Genomic DNA, 19,156 nt, shown 5'->3' with positions numbered 1-19,156 from the left:
CATCAAAAAAGCGACGCGCCACTATCGAGTAATGCCATCTTGATGTCGGGGTGGTGTATCTTCCACTGTTCTTTTTTACACTGTATCAGGTGCGCCTGCGGGATGCCTGAATAAGGTCTATGTGTAATGTTTCCTTCTCGCAGTGACTCAACGGCCCGCGATGTGCCCGTGTTACCCAGGTATCGACGTTTGCAGCGTCGCGCCATAGCCCTCTTCCTGGTAGCGCTGTGCGTGATGGTGTCGCTGTTCGGCTGGCTGCTGACCGGCCAGTACCAGCAGGAGATCCGTGCAGCAGAAGCGCGGGCAACGGCTCGCTCCAATGTGATGACCGAATGGGCGAAAGGGATCTTTGGCCAGAGCGGTCAAGCGCTCTTTACCTTGGCTCAGCATGTCGAGACCCGAGGGTTCGAGAGTGCTGAAGGGATGGCCGATATCCAGCGCTCCGTCGAAGCCTTGACCCGCTACATGCCGCTGATTAACGAGCTGGGCATTCTCAACGCTCAGGGGCGTGTTTGGATCAGCAGCAGTGATAATCGCCATGCCGGTATCGATATCAGCCATACTGCCTTTTTTCGCTCGTTTCAGCAGGGGGAGCAGCGCGAACTCGTGACCCCGCTCTACTGGTCGGAGGAGGACGCGCAGTTTTATCTTTATCACGCCCGCCGGATCAGCGGTGAGAACGACCGCTTCGAAGGCATTGTGGTCGCGCGCTTGGTACCGCAAACCCTTATGGACGCCCTCCAGCAAATGCGCGTTTACGATGGCGAAAGCATGAGCTTGGTAGATGGCACCTTGAAACTGATTGCCCGTCATCCGGCGCCTGCGCAGCCCGCCGTGGTGGGAACGCAGATCGACGATCCGGCCACTCAGCAGTGGCTGACCACCCAGCAAGCCTCCCAAACCTTTACCGCCCGCTCGCCGCTGGACGGGCGCGAGCGCCTGTTCCATATGCAGCGGGTGGGCCGTTATCCCGTGCTAGTGGTGGTCGGGGTCGATGTGCAGCGCCAGCTGGCCGGATGGCGTCAGCGTGGCTTGGTGCTGACGGTGGTAATGGCCGTCATGGTGCTACTGGGCGCTTGGGGTGGGCGCCACTACTTGAACCGGCTGGGGCTGTCGTATCGGCTGCAATCCCGAGAAGCGCGTCTGGACGCGTTGATCAACTCGCTGCAGGATTTGATTTTCGTCTTTGATGGCAAGGGGCGGTTTCGCTTTATCCATGCCATCGAGAAAGACAAACTGCTGTTGGGAAGCCAGCAAGCGCTGGGTCGTCACTACCAAGAAGTGCTGCCTGCCGCATTGGCCGCGACGTTCGACACCGTGTTTCATCAAGTCCAGCGCTCGGGCCAAGTGGCGACGTTCGAGTACCCGCTGATGCTCGGCCAGCAGCAGCGCTATTTTCACGCGACGGTGAGCCCGTTAGCTAGCAATACTCATCACGTTGAAGGAGTCCTATCCGTGACCCGCGATATTACCGAGGCGAAGCAAGCCGAAGTCGAGCTGCAAATTGCTGCCGCTGCCTTTCAGGCGCACTTGGGCATTATGGTGACCGACGCGCGGGGTAATATTTTGAAAGTGAACGATACCTTCAAGCGCATTACCGGTTACAGCGATGAAGAAGTGGTGGGCAAAAACCCGCGCATGTTTAGTTCGGGCCATCACAACGCCGCGTTTTATCGTCGGTTATGGCGTAGCGTATTGGCCACGGGGAACTGGGAAGGGGAGATCTGGAATCAGCGCAAGAACGGCGAGCTGTTTCCCGAGTGGCTGACCATCAGCGCGGTGTACGGTGCGACGGGCGAACTGACCCACTATGTGGCCACCATGAGCGATATTAGCGAGCGTAAGGCCGCCGAGCAGGAGATTCACCAGCTCGCGTTCTACGACCCGCTCACCGGGTTTGCCAACCGGCGGCTGTTCATGGACCGTGTGGGCACGGCGCTAAAAGAGCTGAATCGCCACCAACGCTGCGGCGCGCTCCTGCTGATCGATATCGATAACTTCAACCATGTGAACGATACTCTGGGACACCATGCGGGCGACCAGCTGCTGCAGTGTGTGGCGCGCCGATTCGGTCAGATGCTGCGCGACACCGATACCCTGGCCCGGCTGGGCAGCGACGAGTTTGCCGTGTTGATCGAAGGTGTGGATGGCAGCCCCCGCCAGACCCAAACGCTGGCGGAACACATTGCCCGGAAGCTATTGGCAGCACTGGATGAACCCGTGGCCATTGGCGAAGAGAGCGCCGTGGTGACCGCCAGTGTGGGCATTACCATTGTCTCGGATAGCCAGCGTAGTGCCGATGACTACCTGCAGCAGGTGGATATGGCACTTTCTCAGGCCAAGATGAGCGGTCGTCACGCGCTGCGCTTCTTCGATCCCTCCATGCAGGCATCGCTGCTGGCCAAAGTGAAGCTGGAAGCGGAGCTGCGCCAGGCGCTGGAGAACGACCAGTGGCGGCTCCACTATCAGCCTCAGGTAGATCGTCACGGCACGTTGACGGGTGTGGAAGCGCTGCTGCGGTGGCAGCACCCCGAGCGCGGCATGGTCTCTCCGGGTGAGTTTATTCCGCTCCTGGAGAGCACCGGGCTCATCAACGACGTGGGCGAATGGGTATTGGAAGAGGCCTGCCAGCAGCTTGCCCGCTGGGCACCTTCCCCGCTGCTCAGCCAGCTGACGATCTCGGTCAATATCAGCCCGCTGCAGTTTCGTGAAGCGGACTTTCTGGCCCGTCTCGAGCAGGTGTTTCAGCGCACCCAAGCGCCGCTGGCCCAGCTCAAGCTCGAAGTCACCGAGTCGCTGTTCGTGGAAGCCCGCGACGATGCTCGGGATAAGATGCTCAGCTTGAAAGCGCTGGGCGTGCGCTTCTCATTGGATGACTTCGGCACCGGCTACTCGTCGCTGGCGTACTTGGCGCAGCTGCCGCTGGATCAGCTGAAAATCGACCAGTCCTTCGTGCAGCAGGTGCTCGAGAGCAAGGCCAACGCTGCTATCGTAGAGAGTACCATTGCCCTCGCGAAGAGCTTGAACCTGGATATCATTGCCGAAGGCGTCGAAGCGCCGGCCCAGCAGGCGTGGCTGATGGCCCACGGCTGCCACGCCTTTCAGGGATATCTGTTTGGCCGTCCGGCCTCGGTCGGCGAGATCGAGGCGATGGTGTCAGCGCACTCCCGCTCCTGAGGGGGCTAGCTGCGCGTGCAGTGACGCGATGAGTGGCTCATGCTCAATGGCGTCGGGGGTAATGATCTCGAGCCGTGAGTCCTGCCGCCAGGCGCTGCTCGTCACGCTGAGCGCGCCGTCTGCGCGGTTGAGCCGCTTCCAGCCGTCGGTGGTGTGGAACACCCCTTTCACTCGCGCCGTAGCGGGTAGCTCGCCAACACAATGGGCGAGATGGTCGAGGTCGAATCGCTCGGTAGGATGCCAACGCAGGCCCGTACTGGTGTAACCCAAGGCACTGGCAGTGTGTTGCTCCGGCTCGCCGGGGGGCGGCGGAAAATCAAAAAAAGCGCCTTCCAGACTAGGCGCTGCGGCCAGGGCTCGGTGCGCTGCGGGCATCTCGGGTTGGTCGTGTTGACGCGTTTGGTCGCTGCCCAATAGCAGTGCCAAGGGGAGCCCGCCCTGATCGACCGTATGCACCCACTTTGGGGTTGGCCATAGCGCGCCGACAAATTGCTGCGCTCGTTGATGCTGCGCCGTACTTGCCTGGTCGCCCATGGTGATGGCGATGGCATCGGCCATGTGGAGCTGGTCCTGAAACGTGTCGTGCTCGCGCACGCGGGCGTCATCCAATCGGCGAGGGTCGAGCGTGGCGATGATATCCTGCACCGCCACCACGTCTTGAAACGCCTCACCGCGCAATAAATCTAATAACCCCGCCGGATGGCCAAGGCCCGATGGCTCGATAATCACCCGGTCGGGTTTACTGCGCGCCAATAAATTAACCAGCGCCGCCTGAAGCACGAACGCGAGCTGGCAGCATAGGCAGCCGCCGGGCAAGCCTTTCACCACCACATCATCGCGGGTATCGAACATGGCCTGATCAATGCCGATCTGGCCAAATTCGTTGACCAGAATGGCCCATTTCTCATCCACAGGCTTTTGCTCGATCAGGCTGTGGATAAGCGTGGTTTTGCCGCTACCTAAAAAGCCGGTGACGATGTGAACGGGAACGCGCGAAGCGGCTGCCAACGGTTAACCTCCGGTCATGTTCATAAAGCGCACCACCTGCACGTCGCCATCGGTGGTGAAGTGGTGGCGTTCGGGCTTAAGCGGCAGCGCATTGATAATGGCGGTTTTGAGCGCCTGCATATCGCCAGGATGGCGGCGCAATACGGCGCGGAGGTCCACCGAGTGCTCATTCCCTAGGCAGAGCAGCAGGCGACCTTCCACGGTGACCCGCACGCGGTTGCAGCTATCGCAGAAGTTGTGGCTGTGGGGCGAGATAAAGCCCACCCGACTGTCGCTGTCGGCCATTTTGAAGTAGCGCGACGGCCCTGGTGTGCTCTCCGTCGTGGGCGTCAGCGGGTAGCGTGTTTCGATCAATGCCTGAACGTCGTCGCTGGAGTAGAAGGTCTCTGCTCGGGAGTGGTCGGACACATCGCCCAGGGGCATCTCCTCGATAAAGCTGATATCGAGGCCCTCCTGGCGGGCAAAGGTCACCAAATCGAGCACTTCGTCTTCGTTACGCCCTTTCAAGATTACCGCGTTCAGCTTGATGCGCTTGAAGCCCGCCTCTTTGGCGGCGTGGATACCGTCGATCACTTTGGCTAAGTCGCCGGTGCGCGTCAGCTGCTTAAAGCGCTCGGGGTCGAGGGAGTCCAGGCTAATGTTGAGCCTACGTAGGCCGCCTTCGTACAGCCGCTTGGCGTGCTTGCGCAGGCTGGCGCCGTTGGTGGTCATGGTGAAGTCGTCCAGCCCCGGCAGTGCGCCGATCTCGTCCACGAGCTGCTCGATGCCTTTACGCACCAGCGGCTCACCGCCGGTCAGGCGGATCTTCTCGACGCCAAGCTCGGTGAAGGCGCGCGCCACCATGGCGAGCTCTTCCAGCGTGAGTACCTGCGCACGGGGGAGAAACGTCATCTCCTCACTCATGCAGTACACGCAGCGGAAGTCGCAGCGGTCCGTTACGGAGATGCGCACGTAGCGCACCCGGCGGCCAAAATCGTCAATCAGTTGTTCGGTCATTGCCAGCTCGTTATCGGTTGAATGCAGACCGCCTCGCCTGGCTGTGCGTCTGCCTGGTCATCGCCAAGTTCGATCAAACAGTTGGCCATCACCATGGAAGTCAAAATACCCGAGCCCTGGGCACCGGTGCTGCGTACATGCAGCACTCCCTGGTCATCGCATGTGTAAATGCCGCGCAGAAAATCAGTGCGATTCAGGCGGCTTTTTAGCGGCGTTTGGGCAATCGCTGTCAGCCGTGTTGGCGCAGCCGGGAGCTGGCCTTGCAGCCGTTGCAACAGTGGCACCACAAACTGGCTAAAGGTCACCATGACGGCCACCGGGTTGCCGGGCAGACCCACGAACGGCGTGCGCGACTCGCCCAACTGGCCGCAGGCCATCGGGCGGCCAGGGCGCAGCGCCACCCGCCAAAAGGCCAGCCGCCCGAGAGCTTCCAGCGCGTCGCGAGTGTAATCCGCGTGGCCCACGGACACGCCGCCGCTGGTAATGACTAAGTCACACTGCGCCGCTGCTTCCGCAAGCGCTTGCTCAATAGCGCGCGGGTCGTCGGGCAGAATGCCTAGATCCACCACCTCGGCCCCTTGCTCGCTAAGCATGCCCATCAGGGTGAAGCGGTTGGTGTCGTAGATCCCGGCGCTAGGGAGCGGCTCTCCCGGTGGCGTGACTTCGTTGCCGGTAGAAAAAATCGCGACCTTAGGGCGCTGGTATACGTCGACCTCGGCATAGCCTAACGAGGCCACCAGCCCCATGCTGGCAGCATCCAAGCGTGTGCCCGCCGTCAATGCAACGGCCCCTTGGGCAATATCTTCTCCGGCTTGGCGAACGTGCTGCCCAACACTGACCCGCTCTGGCGCATCGATGGTGACGCTGTCATCACCCTCAATGAGCTGCTCACGCATAATCACCGTATCGGTGCCGCTGGGTAGCGGCGCGCCGGTGGTGATACGCACGCACTGGCCAGAGGGCACCTCACCCTCAAACGCTTGCCCGGCGAAGGCATCACCTACGATCTGAATATGTGTGGTGTAGGGTGGCTCTTTGGGCCAGGACAAGGCAACGCCATCCATCGCCGCATTGGTATTCTGTGGCACGTTAATAGGCGCAGTGATATCAGTCGCCAGCCTGCGTCCGTAGGCGCTGCCTAGTGCCACCTGTTCTACCGCTACCGGTTCCTCAACCAGCGTCATTAGCGCTTCGCGAGCGGCATCGACGCTGAGCATTTGCTCGCCCAGTTCAAAACACGACAGGCTCATGGCGTCTCCTGGGAAGGCGTTGTCAGTGCCAGCTCCAAGCGGGCTTTCTCCTCTTCGGTATTGAGGTTGGCGAACGCTTCAGGGCAGTCCGACATATTCACCCGGCACCAGGCGTGGCGAGCGTACCAGCGATCGATTTTACGCTCGCCTTCGGCCAGGGTGGCCGCTAAATCGTCGGCCAGCGACGTACGCAGCAGCGCGACGACGGGGTGCAGGCGCTCGCCATCAAACGCCACGGCGATATCGTGCTCGACACCCTCGTGAGTAATACCTGCGACCATGCGCGCCACCAAATCGTGGGGCAGCGCAGGGGAGTCGCAGGGTGCGACGAGCAGCCACGGCGTTTGAGTCGCACGCAGACCGCTGTAAATACCCATCAGCGGGCCTTTGAAGCCACCTTCGGCATCTTCAATCACACGGTCGGCAAACAGCGCATACGCATCGCTATTACGGTTGGCGTTAATCATCAACTCCTGCACGTGGCCATCGAAGCGCTTAACGGTGTGCGCTACCAGCGGCAAGCCTGCAAAGGGCTCCAGGCCCTTATCTCGCCCGCCCATACGGCGGCCTTCACCGCCCGCGAGAATCATGCCAGTCAGATCGTGCTTGGCGATCATACGCCTGCCTCCTTGGACGAGCGCGCGCTCGGCGGCTTGGGGGGAATCGCGTCCAGCGTCAAGCGGCCAGCGGCGTTAATGGCTTGGAAGCCTTTCCCCTTCGCACGGGCGATCAGCATCACGCCGAAACGCTCGGCCAGCTCTACGCCTTTTTGTGTCACGCCTGAACGCGATACCAGTACGCTAATGCCCATTTGAGCGACTTTCAGCACCATTTCAGACGTTAAACGGCCGGTGGTGTAAAAAATATCGGCGCTACGGCTATCGGCTTGGTTAAGCCACTGGCGACCCGCCAGTGTGTCCACGGCGTTGTGGCGGCCCACGTCTTCGACGAAATCCAGCACCTGAGCTTGGTGGCACAGCGCGCAGCCGTGTACCGCGCCCGCGCTGCGGTAGGTCTCGTTGTAGGTGTTCAAATTGGTCAACAGTTGATAGAGCGTCGATTGGGTCAGCGGCGTCTCAGGCAGCGCCGTGAGGGACGTTTGTTCCAACAGTTTACCAAACACCGTGCCTTGGCCGCAGCCCGTCGTGACGGTGCGAGTGCTAAGGCGCGTTTCCAAGTCATCCGGCAGGTGGCGAGTGACGATCACCGCTGCTTCTACTTCCCAATCCACCTGGACGGCGGTCAAATCCTCGGCACTCTTCAATAGCCCCTGATTGCGCAGGTACCCCACTACCAGCGCTTCGGGATCGTCGCCCAGCGTCATCAGAGTGACGATTTCGCGCTTATTGAGGTACACCGTAAGCGCACGCTCGGCGGCAATGGCCTGAGGGCGGGTGTCGCCGTATGCATCCATGACATCAATGGTGGTCGTGGCCGGTAAGCGGGCTCGGCTTAACTGAAGGGCGGGCATCCGCAATCCTCACTGATACCAAAACGCGGCGTGGCTGACGCACACACGGCGCACAAGATCATAATAGTTGAGTAAAATAGTCTGAGTTGACGATGATGGCGCTCAAAAGGCTTACTTGTCTACCCGTTCAAGGTCTAAGGTGGTGAAACCCATGAGTGATAATCTGCGCGCGCTGAGCGTTACCTTAGTGGCGGAGCCCAAGCAGGTGCGAAGTTTCACGCTGACCCAGTGGCGCATTGCCGAGCTCGTGCCCGGGGATCAAGGGGAGTGCGTACTCCACTTGCAGCTCTACATGACCGAGCGAGCGGCTTACCGTTTCAATCTCACCTCGCCAACGCCACGCCTGTTCGTCCGCGCCGGGTTTACCGGGCAGCCCCCGAAGCCCGATGCCATCACCGCCAGCCAGGATGTGGCGGCGGGCTGGCTGGATGGCGAGCAGCAAGTGCTGGAGGCACCGATGCCGATGGCGATTCAAGTGTGGATAGAGCATTATCTCGCGCGTCATGGCGAAGCGCCGGTGGAAACCCGCAAGAAAAAACGCAAAGGGGCCGGGCGCGGCAAAGAGACCCCGACCAAGGAGCAGCCACAGTGAGCCGTTTAGAGCGCTGGTCGCGTAAAAAGCGCGGCATCGAGCAGAACGATCCCGAGCCGGCGAGCACCGAACCCACGGAAGGTGCCGCGCCGCCGTTGGAAGCACAGGCGCTCGCTGCAGAGGCAGACGACGCCACGCCCGCGGTGGAGCAAGCGGCCGACGCGCCACCGCCCCCCGGCAGCCTGGACCACACGCTGCCCGACCCGGACACCCTGCCTGCAGGCAGTGATTTCAGCGCCTTTATGGTGCCCGGAGTGAGCGCCGCTCTTCGACGTCGCGCCCTGCGCAGGCTCTGGGCTACCGGTAACTACAACGTGCGCGACGGTCTGGATGATTACGACGCCGACTACACACAGCAATTGAAGCCCATGGCAAGCGAGCTGGCGGGCAAGCTGCGGCGCTGGGCCAATAAAGCAGAGGAGACCCTCGATAAGCTGGACGAGGCCGCGCAAAACGACGCAGAACGCGCAGGCTATGACGAGAATGAGAAGGGGGCTGGACAGGGGAGCGCTTGCACAAGTGATGACAGTTTTGTACAAAGTGCCTCACTAGACGACCAGTCTGATTATTCTGATCACGCTCAGGGAGAGCGTCAAAAAGACGGTTAGCCTTTTGAATCAGCAGGTTATGGTAAGCTTGGCGGGCTTGCGTTGACAGCGATACGACCAATGGAAGTGGCATAAATGCTGTTTGCGCCATACGCTGATACCAGAAGCTATGTCGATATAACGCCGAAAGTCATCTGCCAGATGACAAAATCTAAACGCCCATAATAACAAAAACGACCTCTTGACCGTGAGAATGCATGAACCAACGAATCCAACTGGCGTCGATCGACGACCAGCGTAACGCCGCCGCTCGTGAAGCGGTGCGTCGGCGTATCTCATGGCCGGTGAATTTAACGCCTGCCAACGTCACCTACCACAGCCGCGGGCACGTGCTGCTGTTCGGCCGTGCGTCGTCCGTCAGCCAGGCGGCGCGTGCGCTGCAGGGGCGCGGTTTAGCGTCTCTTACGCTGCTCACGACGGATGTGGACGTTGACCTTCCTGCCACCAGCGAGCCGATCACCACACAAGTGCTGAGCACGCGCCAGCAGGCACAGCTCCGTGTTGCAGGGCATTTGGGCGGTTTTCGTGCCACTCTGGCCCAAGACGATGGCGATGCGCTCAATTTGGCGCAAGCATTGATCGAACGCGACGTGTTCGACGTCGTGCTAGACCTTTCGGAGGGAACACTTAACGTCGCTTCTTGGGAACTGCCGCCGCCGGGCTACCTGCGCCTCGCGTGGGAGCGCCAGGAAGCCGAGCGTGCCGACGTGCTGGAGAACGTGACCGAGCTGATCGGCGAGTTCGACAAGCCCCGCTATTTCCAGGTCAATACCGATCTTTGTGCCCACTCTTCCAGTGGTAACGTCGGCTGCACCCGCTGCCTCGACGTCTGCCCGGCGGATGCGATTTCTAGCATCCAAGGCCGCATCGAGTCGCGCATCGAGATCGACCCGTTTCTGTGCCAAGGCGTGGGGAGCTGTACCAGCGCCTGCCCGACCGGTGCCATCGAGTTTCGCCTACCGGAAACCCGCCGTCAGCAGGATACGTTAGCCACTTGGCTCGCCGCTTACCGGGACGCCGGTGGCGAGGTGCCGGTGCTGCGCTTCATCACCCATGACTCCCTAGACGCCGAGCGCACTGCAGGCATTACCACGCCCGGCCACATCATCGATGCGCCCCTGGAAGATCTGGGTGCGGCGGGCCACGATCAGTGGCTAACAGCGCTTGCCAGCGGTGCCTCCGAAGTGCGCATTCAGCTTCACGACGACATGCCGAATCGGCTCAGCGCGTTTTTAGAACAGCAGATCGCCCAGGCGCATGCGCTACTCAGCGCACTGGGCCACGACACGGCGCGTATCAAGCTGCTGCCCGTTGGGGCCGAGAGCGAGCGCGATGCGCTGCCAAGCCTCACCCCGCTCACCGAGTCGCCGTTGAGCTTCAACGAGCCTAACAAGCGCGCCCGCCTGAACGTGGTACTGGCGCGATTGGCCGAGCTGGGGGCGCCCAGCGGTGACCGTCACGCCATGCCACCAGGCGCGGCGTACGGCGGCATCAACGTTGATAGCGCTGCCTGTACGCTCTGCCACGCCTGTGTCAGCAACTGCCCCACGCCAGCGCTGAAATCGGGTGGTAACGCGCCTGCGTTAAGTTTCCTGGAAGCCGATTGCGTACAGTGCGGCCTTTGCGAACAGGCCTGCCCCGAGGATGCCATCACGCTGGTCCCGGGCTTCCTCGCCGCACCGGCCCGTGAAACGCGGCATATTTGCCATGAAGAGGCAGCGTTCGAATGCATTGGCTGCGGCAAGCCGTTCGCTACGGCCAGCACCGTGGCTACCATCAAAGCCAAGCTGGCCAACCACCCTTACTTTGCCGGGGATGCCATGGCGCGTTTGGAAATGTGTGAAGACTGCCGGGTAAAAGACGTCTGGAAAACCATGGCTCGCGATCCTAACGCGCAACTAAAGGTGTAATGATGAGCGATGCAATGCCGACATTGAGCGAAACCGATGCGCTGCGTATGGATATCTACCAGCTGCTCGCCAGTCTGCTGCGCCAAGCGCCGGACAGCGAGCTGCTGACGTGGTTGGCAAGCCTGGACAGCGAGCAAGATGGCAGCCGGATTGCCGAGTGCTGGGCGGCGCTGTCGCTGGCCGCGGGCGAGAGCAGTGTCGATAGTCTCAAGCGAGCGCATTTTCGCCACCTCGTGGGCGTGATTCAGGGCGACGTGGTGCCCTACGCCTCCTGGTACCGCAATGGCGAATTGATGGAAGCCGCGCTGGTCGCGCTGCGCCAAGACCTCCGGGCATTGGGTTTCGAGCGTAGCGAGCATACCCGGGATCCAGAAGACCACCTGGCGGCGATGTGCGAAGTGATGGCCATGCTCATCGCGGCACAAAATGGCGAGCAGTTTACTTTTTTCCAACGGCATCTTGCCCCTTGGGCCAGCCGCTGTTGGGAGGACCTTGCCAAGGTAGACACCGCTTTCTATGCAGCGCTGGGGCAGTTGGGTAGCGCTTTCATGGAGAGCGAACAGGCACGTTTGAGCGATCAAGCGGCCTATCAACCGGTGCGCATAGTGGAGCCTGCTTCCTATGACGCCGGTGCAGCGCGCAAAGCCACACCGTGACGTGACCGTGCGCAGCGGTAAGCGAACAACAGGGCCTACGGGCCACGCATAAAAAAGGGCATGAAAGAGGAGAACCCCATGCACCAGTCACATAACCCTGAGCGCCGCCGGTTTATGAAAACCGTTGGTTTAGGCACCGCCGCTGCGGGCGCAGCCGTTGCGGTAGGCCACGTCACGCTGGCACAGGCGGATGATAAAAGCCCGGTTGAGCGCGACAAGCAGGCGGTGAACTACCGCGAGACCGACCATATTCGTGCTTATTACGCGTCGCTGCGTGACTGACGGCGAACTGCCAGGAGATTTGCCATGCGTCTAACTCGCAAAACCAACACCCCCGCTACCACTGGGTTGGGTATTTCCCGCCGTCAGTTCTTGAAGCGCACGGGCGTGGCTACCGGTGGTGTGGCTGCGGCAGGCTTCATGAGCGCGCCGATGATGCAGCGCACCGAAGCGGCCGACAAAACCCCGGTGCTCGACTCCCCGGTGGAAACCAAGCGCACCATTTGTTCCCACTGCTCGGTGGGCTGCGGTGTGTATGCCGAGGTGCAAGAGGGTATCTGGACCAAGCAAGAGCCCGCTTTCGACCACCCGATCAACCGTGGTGCTCACTGCGCCAAGGGCGCGTCGCTTCGTCAGCACGGCCACTCCACTCGCCGCCTGAAATACCCGATGAAACTGGTCGCGGGTGAATGGCAGCGCATGAGCTGGGACGATGCAGTCAACGAGATCGGCGACAAGCTGCTCGAGCTGCGCGACGCCCACGGCCCCGACAGCGTTTACTGGCTGGGCTCGGCGAAGTTCAACAACGAGCAGGCGTACCTGATGCGCAAGCTCGCCTCCATGTGGGGCACCAACAATACCGATCACCAGGCGCGTATTTGCCACTCCACCACCGTGGCGGGCGTTGCGAATACCTGGGGTTACGGAGCGATGACCAACTCGCTCAACGATATGCATAACAGCAAATCGATGCTCTTCATTGGCTCCAACCCCAGTGAAGCGCACCCGGTGGCCATGCAGCACATTTTGATCGCCAAAGAGCGCAACAACTGCGACATCATCGTCGCGGACCCGCGCTTTACGCGTACGGCGGCGAAAGCCAACAAGTACGTGCGCATTCGCCCTGGCTCTGACGTGGCCTACATCTGGGGCTTGCTGTGGCACATCTTCGAAAACGGCTGGGAAGATAGCGAGTACATCAACCAGCGCGTGTACGGCATGGACGACGTGCGGGCCGAAGTCGCCCAGTTCCCGCCCAGCGTCGTCGAAGACATTACCGGCGTGCCCGAAGCAGAGATGTTCGACGTGGCCAAGCGCTTGGCCGACAACCGTCCTGGCTGCGTGGTGTGGTGTATGGGCGGTACCCAGCACACCACCGGTAACAACAACACCCGCGCCTACTGCATTCTGGAACTGGCGCTGGGTAACATCGGTAAATCCGGTGGCGGTGCCAACATTCTGCGTGGCCACGACAACGTACAGGGTGCCACCGACTTGGGGCTAGGCTGTGACTCCCTCCCGGGTTACTACGGCTTAGCAGAAGGCGCTTGGCAGCACTGGGCCAAAGTGTGGGACGTGGATTACGAGTGGCTAAAAGGCCGCTTCGACGACACCGAGTACGCTGACGGCAAACCCATGTACTCCAGCGGTATTACCGTCTCCCGTTGGGTAGATGGCGTGCTGGAAGAGGACGAAAACATCTCCCAGCGCACCGCGTTGAAAGCGATGTTCTACTGGGGCCACGCGGTCAACTCGCAAACCCGCGGCGTCGAAATGCAAAAGGCGATGCAGAAGCTGGAGATGATGGTCATCGTCGACCCGTATCCCACCGTGGCCGCCGTCATGCACGACCGCACCGATGGCGTGTACCTGCTGCCTGCTGCCACGCAGTTCGAGACCTCGGGTAGCGTCACCGCCACCAACCGCTCGATCCAGTGGCGCGATCAGGTCATCGAACCGCTGTTCGAATCGAAGCCCGACCACGAAATCATGACCCTGTTCGCCAACAAGCTCGGCTTTGGCAACGAGTTCGTGAAGAACTTCGCAATGGACGGCAACCGTCCGGTGATCGAAGACGTACTGCGTGAAATCAACAGCGGTATGTGGACCGTTGGCTACACCGGTCAAAGCCCGGAGCGCCTGAAAGAGCACCAACAAAACTGGCACACCTTCAGCTTCGAAAACCTGCGTGCCCAAGGCGGCCCCGCCGATGGCGACTACTACGGTCTGCCGTGGCCCTGCTGGGGAACGCCGGAGTTCAAACACCCTGGCTCGCCCAACCTTTACGACACCAGTATTCCGGTCATGGAAGGCGGCATGGGCTTCCGCGCCCGCTTCGGTATCGAGCGCGATGGTGTGAACCTGCTGGCGGAAGGCTCCGCTCCTGTGGGTGGCGATATCGATGACGGTTACCCCGAGTTCACCGACCAGCTGCTCAAAGACTTGGGCTGGTGGGACGATCTCACCGCTGAAGAGAAAGCGGCGGCCGAAGGCCAGAACTGGAAGACCGACTTCTCCGGCGGTATCCAGCGCGTGGCCATCGAGCACGGCTGCGCGCCGTACGGTAACGCCAAAGCCCGCGCCGTGGTGTGGACCTTCCCGGATGCGGTGCCGAAGCACCGTGAGCCGCTCTACACCACCCGTCGTGATCTGGTCGAGCGCTACCCCACGTGGGACGACTTTGACTCCATCATGCGTCTTCCCACGATGTACAAAACCATCCAGGACCGTGACAACAGCGCGGACTACCCGATCATTCTGACCTCGGGTCGCTTGGTCGAGTACGAAGGCGGCGGTGAAGAGACGCGCTCCATGTCGTGGCTGGCTGAGCTGCAGCAGGAGATGTTCGTCGAGATCAACCCGGCCGATGCCAACGACATTGGTATCCGCGACGGCGACCAAGTATGGGTCGAAGGCGCCGAAGGCGGTCGGGTCAAGGTGAAAGCGCTGGTCACGCCCCGCGTGGATCGTAAAGTGGCGTTCATGCCGTTCCACTTCGGCGGTGTGTTCCAGGGCGAAAGCCTGCACGACCGCTACCCGGAAGGCACCGTTCCTTACGTGATTGGTGAAGCGGCCAACACCGCCACCACCTACGGCTACGACCCGGTGACACTGATGCAAGAGACCAAGTGCACCATCTGCCGTATCGAACGCGCCAGCTAACACGACCTGACCTGACAGCATGCCGGTGCGGCCACGCCCGCACCGGCAAGAGGAGAACACCATGGCTCAAATGAAATTTATGTGTGACGCCGAGCGCTGCATCGAGTGCAACGGCTGCGTCACCGCTTGTAAGAACGCCAACGACGTCGAGTGGGGCATTCAGCGCCGCCGCGTAGTGACCCTGAACGACGGCGAAGCGGACGAAATGTCCATTTCCGTCGCCTGCATGCACTGTGACGACGCCCCGTGTATGGCGGTGTGTCCCACCGACTGCTTCTACAAAACCGACGACGGCATCGTGCTGCACGATAAAGACCTGTGTATCGGTTGTGGCTACTGCCTGTACGCCTGCCCCTTCGGCGCGCCGCAGTTCCCGCAACAGGATGCCTTCGGCGAGCGCGGCAAGATGGACAAGTGCACCTTCTGTGCCGGTGGCCCCGCCGAAACCAAGGAAGAGGAGTACCAGAAGTACGGCTCCAACCGCATCGCGGAAGGCAAACTGCCGCTGTGTGCTGAAATGTGCTCTACCAAAGCGCTACTGGCCGGTGATGCGCAGGATGTGGCCGATATCTTCCGCCAGCGCGTGGTACACCGTGGCCATAAAGATGGTGCGTGGTCAAACAATCCTCAGGCTAGCACTGACAACCTTGCCTATGATGCTGCCCGCAAAGGGTAAGGAGGCGTGTCATGACAACGTTGACCATGACAAAGGTGCCCTCACGGGCACCTAGCGGCACCGCTAGCTGGCTACAGCGTGGCTGGCGTCTATGCCTAATGCTGGTGCTGTTGGTTGCGAGTTTGGGGGTCACCCACATGGCCGTGGCGCAAGCCGACCCGGATCGCGAAATGACCACCGCCGCCCCCGGCATCACGGCGGATCAGTGGCGCCAAGTACGCAGTGGCGAGACGGGACCGAACTACCGTGACTCCCGGCACGAGAGTAACTACAACCTGATCAACGCCAGCGGCGAAACCTGGCGGATACTGCGCAATCGCTGGGTATCGCCGTTTGGCTTGATCGCCATCGGCGGCATGGCCGCGATGATTGCGCTGTTTTACTTCATCGTTGGCCGTAAATACCTGGAAGAGCCGCGCACGGGCCGCAAGCTCTTGCGCTGGTCGCTGCTAATGCGCGCGCTGCACTGGACCGTGGCGACGCTGTTCATCACGCTGGCGCTGACCGGGCTGAACCTGCTGCTGGGCAAGTTCGTGTTCCGTACGCTGTTCGGCGATGCCGTCTGGGGCTGGATGGTCGCGGCGTCCAAGGTGTTACACAACTACTTGGGGCCGATTTTTGGCGTGCTGCTGGTCATCATGCTGATTAGCCTGATCAAAGAGAACATTCCCAAAAAGCACGACTGGGTATGGTTCAAGAAAGGCGGCGGTATGATCGGCAAAGGCCACGTCGATGCGGGCTTCTGCAACGGTGGTGAAAAAGCCTGGTACTGGCTGCTGGCATCGGTAGGCATTTTGGTGGTGGCGAGTGGCTTCGTGCTCGACTTCCCCAACTTCGACCAGGGCCGCGACACCATGCAGTGGGCCAACATCATCCACGCCGTGGGCGCGCTCGGCCTGACCGCCGTTTCGCTGGGTCACATCTACATCGGCACGCTGGGCACGGAAGGCGCGCTGGAAGGCATGACCACCGGCTACGTGGATGAAACCTGGGCCAAAGAGCATCACAATCTGTGGTACGAAGAGGTCAAGGATCAAACCATCAGCGAAGAGGAGCTGGCGGCGCGTAAAGCGGGCGACAGCGGCACCCCTTCGCCCGCCAAGCCAAGCTGAGTCACGCCATCGAGATAGGTGAACGTGAACGCCCTTCGACACCGCCTTCGGGCGGTGTCTTTTGTTATGCTGCACTTCAACGAATTGGGAAAGAGGAATCACCATGGCGACATTTGACGAACTGGATGCCACCACTCGTACCGAGCTGGAAGCCGCTGCCTTTCGGCGCTTGCTCAAGCATCTGGACGACAATAAAGACGTGCAGAACATCGACCTGATGATTCTGGCGGACTTCTGTCGGAACTGCCTCTCGAAGTGGCTGGTGACCGCCGCCGATGAGCGCGGCACCGCGCTCGATCTGGATGCCGCCCGCGAGTACGTCTACGGCATGCCCTACAGCGAGTGGAAAGCCCATCACCAGGGCGAGGCGACACCGGAACAGCTGGCCGCCCTCGACGCGCGCCAAGCCAAGAAAAAGGCCAACGCCTCCTCCAACGATCACAAGGAGTAGCGCCATGGATGCTATGGAAGCGCTGAACATTGCGGTGCTGACCGTCTCCGATACGCGCACGGAAGAGACCGACCGCTCGGGCCAGTCGCTGGTGCAGCGGCTAACCGAGGCGGGCCACCGTTTGGCGGATAAGCGCATCGTACCGGATGACGTGTACCAAATCCGTGCGGTGGTCGCTCAGTGGATTGCCGACCCCAGCGTGCAGGTGGTGCTGACCACGGGCGGCACAGGGTTTACCGGGCGCGACTCCACCCCCGAAGCGGTCGCCGTGCTGCTGGACAAGCGTATCGAAGGCTTTGGTGAGCGCTTTCGCCAGCTCAGCGGCGATGAGATCGGTAGCTCCACGATTCAGAGCCGCGCGTTGGGCGGCTTCGCGAATGCCACGGTGGTGTTCTGCCTGCCAGGCTCTACCGGTGCGTGCCGTACCGGTTGGGATGGCATTCTGGCCGAACAGCTCGATAGCCGCCATAAGCCCTGCAACTTTGCCAACCTGGTGATTCCCGGGCGGGGGCAGCATGGCTGATCTGCAGCCGATTGAAGCGGCGCTGGAAGCGCTGCTGGCCGACGTGACGCCGCTCGATGCCGAACGGGTCGCGTTGAGCGACGCCGCTGGCCGCGTGCTGGCCGAACCGGTCACGGCCACGCTGGACGTGCCGCCGTTCGATAACAGTGCGATGGATGGCTATGCGCTGTGCGCGGTAGACGCGGGTAAGCGGCTGCCGGTGAGCCAGCGCATTGCCGCGGGCAGTACGGCACGGCCATTGGCGGCGGGCACCTGCGCGCGGATCTTTACCGGCGGGCAGATCCCCCCTGGTGCTGACTGCGTGGTGATGCAGGAGCGGGTGACTGAAGAGAACGGCGAGGCGCTCATTCCCGCGGACGTACCGGAAGGAGACAACGTTCGCTTGCAGGGCCGCGATGTGCGCCAGGGCGATCTACTACTTAACTCGGGCGAGCGCCTGGAGGCCGCCGCGCTGGGACATTTAGCGGGGCAGGGCATCACCGAGGTCAACGTACGCTGTCGCCCCCGGGTGGCGCTACTCTCTACCGGCGATGAGATCGTCGACCCCGGCACGCCGTTACAACCGGGCCAGCTGTACAACTCCAACCGGCCCATGCTCAAGCGGCTGCTGGAGACGTTCGGCGCCGAGGTAGTGCAGTTGGTGAGCGTGCCCGATGACTACGCCCAGACCGTGGCGCTGTTGAACCACGCCGCTGCCGAGGCCGATGTGGTGGTGAGCACTGGCGGTGTCAGCGTCGGGGAGGAGGACCACGTCAAAGCGGCGCTGGCGTCGCTTGGCCAGCTTGATATGTGGAAGCTGGCGATTCGTCCTGGCAAGCCATTAGCGCTAGGCCGCTTGCCCCGCGACGATGGCAGCCAAGCGCGGTTTGTGGGGCTACCGGGTAATCCGGTGTCAGGCTTCGTGGGCGCGTGGCTGTTTCTACGCCCGCTGATGGGGGCGCTACTGGGCTGCCCTGCGCTGGCGGAGCTTCCGTGCCTAACGGCCACCGCGACCTTTGCCACCGAGACCGGACCGCGCCAGCACTACATGCGGGTAGCGCTGCGCTTTACGCCCGAGGGCATCGAGGCCGATGCCTTTGATGATCAAAACTCAGCGGTGCTCTCTTCCTGCATTGCGGCCGATGCGCTGGCGGTGATTGATCCCAATCGCCAGCTGGAAAAAGGCAGCCCGGTGCGTTGCCTATGGCTCGCCCACTGAACCTGAGGTGGTGGGTAGCCTGAGTTGCGCACCGTTCAGAAGGAGCGTGAGCGACTGCGCGACGACAGCGATGCCGCACAGTGCCGGATGCCGAACACGTGCGGCCAAGAGAGGCGGCAATGGGTGGAGGGCCGCACTGGGCAAGGGCAAAAGTACGCTATCGCTTGGAAGACCCAACTGCCAGGGGCCCTGCCGATCCACCAGCGTAAGCCAGCGGGTCGGCTGGCCGGGCGAGTCGCATAGCAGCGTCTCGAACGCCGCATGGCGCGCTAAGGAGAGGGTGCTGTCGATACGTCTGACATGGCGGGCTTCCAGCGCCCATCGGTAGCCACAGGCGTCGAAGCACACGCAGGTCACGCTACCCAC

The 19,156-nt window shown here is 61.5% G+C and carries 18 protein-coding genes; 12 read left to right on the top strand and 6 right to left on the bottom strand.

Features of this window, described 5'->3' with window-relative positions; all coding sequences use genetic code 11:
* Positions 1 to 126: 126 nt before the first annotated feature.
* Positions 127 to 3,177: a bifunctional diguanylate cyclase/phosphodiesterase gene (locus tag QIT27_RS09645; RefSeq protein ID WP_285263644.1), complete on the top strand. Its 3,051-nt coding sequence runs from the start codon at positions 127 to 129 to the stop codon at positions 3,175 to 3,177.
* On the opposite strand, the gene QIT27_RS09640 is transcribed toward QIT27_RS09645, so the two are convergent.
* Genes QIT27_RS09640 through QIT27_RS09620 form a run of 5 tightly spaced genes read right to left on the bottom strand, consistent with a single transcriptional unit; the run spans position 3,157 to position 7,902 of the window.
* Positions 3,157 to 4,185, bottom strand: coding sequence for a CobW family GTP-binding protein (locus tag QIT27_RS09640; protein ID WP_285263643.1), 1,029 nt, complete (start codon positions 4,183 to 4,185; stop codon positions 3,157 to 3,159). The genes QIT27_RS09645 and QIT27_RS09640 overlap by 21 nt on opposite strands.
* A 3-nt stretch (positions 4,186 to 4,188) precedes the next feature.
* Positions 4,189 to 5,181 (bottom strand): GTP 3',8-cyclase MoaA, encoded by a 993-nt coding sequence (gene moaA, locus QIT27_RS09635; protein ID WP_159343337.1) that lies wholly within the window; start codon positions 5,179 to 5,181, stop codon positions 4,189 to 4,191.
* Positions 5,178 to 6,431 carry a molybdopterin molybdotransferase MoeA gene (moeA, locus tag QIT27_RS09630; protein ID WP_285263642.1) on the bottom strand — a complete coding sequence of 418 codons (1,254 nt, stop codon included), beginning with the start codon at positions 6,429 to 6,431 and terminating at the stop codon, positions 5,178 to 5,180. The genes moaA and moeA overlap by 4 nt, the downstream gene beginning before the upstream one ends.
* On the bottom strand, positions 6,428 to 7,048 hold the full coding sequence (gene mobA, locus QIT27_RS09625; RefSeq protein ID WP_285263641.1) for a molybdenum cofactor guanylyltransferase MobA: 621 nt from the start codon (positions 7,046 to 7,048) through the stop codon (positions 6,428 to 6,430). The genes moeA and mobA overlap by 4 nt, the downstream gene beginning before the upstream one ends.
* Positions 7,045 to 7,902 carry a formate dehydrogenase accessory sulfurtransferase FdhD gene (locus tag QIT27_RS09620; RefSeq protein WP_285263640.1) on the bottom strand — a complete coding sequence of 286 codons (858 nt, stop codon included), beginning with the start codon at positions 7,900 to 7,902 and terminating at the stop codon, positions 7,045 to 7,047. Before QIT27_RS09620 ends, mobA begins: the two co-directional genes overlap by 4 nt.
* 151 nt (positions 7,903 to 8,053) lie before the next feature.
* On the opposite strand from QIT27_RS09620, the gene QIT27_RS09615 reads away from it, so the two are divergent.
* The 11 genes from QIT27_RS09615 (at position 8,054) to QIT27_RS09565 (ending at position 18,790) form a co-directional block, all read left to right on the top strand.
* On the top strand, positions 8,054 to 8,494 hold the full coding sequence (locus QIT27_RS09615; RefSeq protein WP_253018350.1) for a DUF3305 domain-containing protein: 441 nt from the start codon (positions 8,054 to 8,056) through the stop codon (positions 8,492 to 8,494).
* The gene (locus QIT27_RS09610) at positions 8,491 to 9,102 is read left to right on the top strand and encodes a DUF3306 domain-containing protein (protein ID WP_285263639.1); all 612 of its coding nucleotides are present in this window, start codon (positions 8,491 to 8,493) and stop codon (positions 9,100 to 9,102) included. Before QIT27_RS09615 ends, QIT27_RS09610 begins: the two co-directional genes overlap by 4 nt.
* A gap of 197 nt (positions 9,103 to 9,299) precedes the next feature.
* Complete coding sequence (locus QIT27_RS09605; protein WP_285263638.1) at positions 9,300 to 11,012, top strand: 4Fe-4S binding protein; 1,713 nt, start codon at positions 9,300 to 9,302, stop codon at positions 11,010 to 11,012.
* 2 nt (positions 11,013 to 11,014) lie between these two features.
* On the top strand, positions 11,015 to 11,668 hold the full coding sequence (locus QIT27_RS09600; protein WP_159343330.1) for a TorD/DmsD family molecular chaperone: 654 nt from the start codon (positions 11,015 to 11,017) through the stop codon (positions 11,666 to 11,668).
* Positions 11,669 to 11,746: 78 nt separating this feature from the next.
* Positions 11,747 to 11,950 (top strand): twin-arginine translocation signal domain-containing protein, encoded by a 204-nt coding sequence (locus QIT27_RS09595; RefSeq protein ID WP_052509959.1) that lies wholly within the window; start codon positions 11,747 to 11,749, stop codon positions 11,948 to 11,950.
* Between the two features lie 24 nt (positions 11,951 to 11,974).
* Positions 11,975 to 14,830: a molybdopterin-dependent oxidoreductase gene (locus QIT27_RS09590; protein ID WP_285263637.1), complete on the top strand. Its 2,856-nt coding sequence runs from the start codon at positions 11,975 to 11,977 to the stop codon at positions 14,828 to 14,830.
* 61 nt (positions 14,831 to 14,891) lie between these two features.
* Entirely contained in the window at positions 14,892 to 15,506 is a 615-nt protein-coding gene (fdh3B, locus tag QIT27_RS09585) for a formate dehydrogenase FDH3 subunit beta (protein ID WP_139525806.1), read from the top strand.
* An 11-nt stretch (positions 15,507 to 15,517) separates the two neighbouring features.
* On the top strand, positions 15,518 to 16,618 hold the full coding sequence (locus tag QIT27_RS09580; RefSeq protein ID WP_174788533.1) for a formate dehydrogenase subunit gamma: 1,101 nt from the start codon (positions 15,518 to 15,520) through the stop codon (positions 16,616 to 16,618).
* Between the two features lie 103 nt (positions 16,619 to 16,721).
* Positions 16,722 to 17,069, top strand: coding sequence for a DUF1244 domain-containing protein (locus QIT27_RS09575; RefSeq protein ID WP_159343327.1), 348 nt, complete (start codon positions 16,722 to 16,724; stop codon positions 17,067 to 17,069).
* Between the two features lie 4 nt (positions 17,070 to 17,073).
* Positions 17,074 to 17,592, top strand: coding sequence for a molybdenum cofactor biosynthesis protein B (gene moaB, locus QIT27_RS09570; RefSeq protein WP_159343326.1), 519 nt, complete (start codon positions 17,074 to 17,076; stop codon positions 17,590 to 17,592).
* Complete coding sequence (locus QIT27_RS09565; RefSeq protein ID WP_285263636.1) at positions 17,585 to 18,790, top strand: molybdopterin molybdotransferase MoeA; 1,206 nt, start codon at positions 17,585 to 17,587, stop codon at positions 18,788 to 18,790. Before moaB ends, QIT27_RS09565 begins: the two co-directional genes overlap by 8 nt.
* Here the strand turns inward: QIT27_RS09565 and QIT27_RS09560 are convergent.
* Positions 18,773 to 19,156 carry a hypothetical protein gene (locus QIT27_RS09560; protein ID WP_159343324.1) on the bottom strand — a complete coding sequence of 128 codons (384 nt, stop codon included), beginning with the start codon at positions 19,154 to 19,156 and terminating at the stop codon, positions 18,773 to 18,775. The two genes, QIT27_RS09565 and QIT27_RS09560, sit on opposite strands and share 18 nt — an antisense overlap.

Origin of the sequence: Halomonas sp. LC1 (genome assembly GCF_030247125.1) — a bacterium.
Classification (GTDB): domain Bacteria; phylum Pseudomonadota; class Gammaproteobacteria; order Pseudomonadales; family Halomonadaceae; genus Vreelandella.
This window is presented reverse-complemented; position numbering and strand designations above follow the sequence as displayed.

Bases quoted from the DNA above. Each gene is read 5' to 3' on its own strand.
- QIT27_RS09620 (WP_285263640.1), bottom strand. From the start codon at position 7,902: ATGCCCGCCCTTCAGTTAAGCCGAGCCCGCTTACCGGCCACGACCACC.
- QIT27_RS09615 (WP_253018350.1), top strand. From the start codon at position 8,054: ATGAGTGATAATCTGCGCGCGCTGAGCGTTACCTTAGTGGCGGAGCCC.
- moaA (WP_159343337.1), bottom strand. From the start codon at position 5,181: ATGACCGAACAACTGATTGACGATTTTGGCCGCCGGGTGCGCTACGTG.
- QIT27_RS09565 (WP_285263636.1), top strand. From the start codon at position 17,585: ATGGCTGATCTGCAGCCGATTGAAGCGGCGCTGGAAGCGCTGCTGGCC.
- QIT27_RS09645 (WP_285263644.1), top strand. From the start codon at position 127: ATGTTTCCTTCTCGCAGTGACTCAACGGCCCGCGATGTGCCCGTGTTA.
- QIT27_RS09575 (WP_159343327.1), top strand. From the start codon at position 16,722: ATGGCGACATTTGACGAACTGGATGCCACCACTCGTACCGAGCTGGAA.
- QIT27_RS09600 (WP_159343330.1), top strand. From the start codon at position 11,015: ATGAGCGATGCAATGCCGACATTGAGCGAAACCGATGCGCTGCGTATG.
- QIT27_RS09595 (WP_052509959.1), top strand. From the start codon at position 11,747: ATGCACCAGTCACATAACCCTGAGCGCCGCCGGTTTATGAAAACCGTT.
- moaB (WP_159343326.1), top strand. From the start codon at position 17,074: ATGGATGCTATGGAAGCGCTGAACATTGCGGTGCTGACCGTCTCCGAT.
- QIT27_RS09605 (WP_285263638.1), top strand. From the start codon at position 9,300: ATGAACCAACGAATCCAACTGGCGTCGATCGACGACCAGCGTAACGCC.
- QIT27_RS09590 (WP_285263637.1), top strand. From the start codon at position 11,975: ATGCGTCTAACTCGCAAAACCAACACCCCCGCTACCACTGGGTTGGGT.
- QIT27_RS09580 (WP_174788533.1), top strand. From the start codon at position 15,518: ATGACAACGTTGACCATGACAAAGGTGCCCTCACGGGCACCTAGCGGC.
- fdh3B (WP_139525806.1), top strand. From the start codon at position 14,892: ATGGCTCAAATGAAATTTATGTGTGACGCCGAGCGCTGCATCGAGTGC.
- moeA (WP_285263642.1), bottom strand. From the start codon at position 6,431: ATGAGCCTGTCGTGTTTTGAACTGGGCGAGCAAATGCTCAGCGTCGAT.
- mobA (WP_285263641.1), bottom strand. From the start codon at position 7,048: ATGATCGCCAAGCACGATCTGACTGGCATGATTCTCGCGGGCGGTGAA.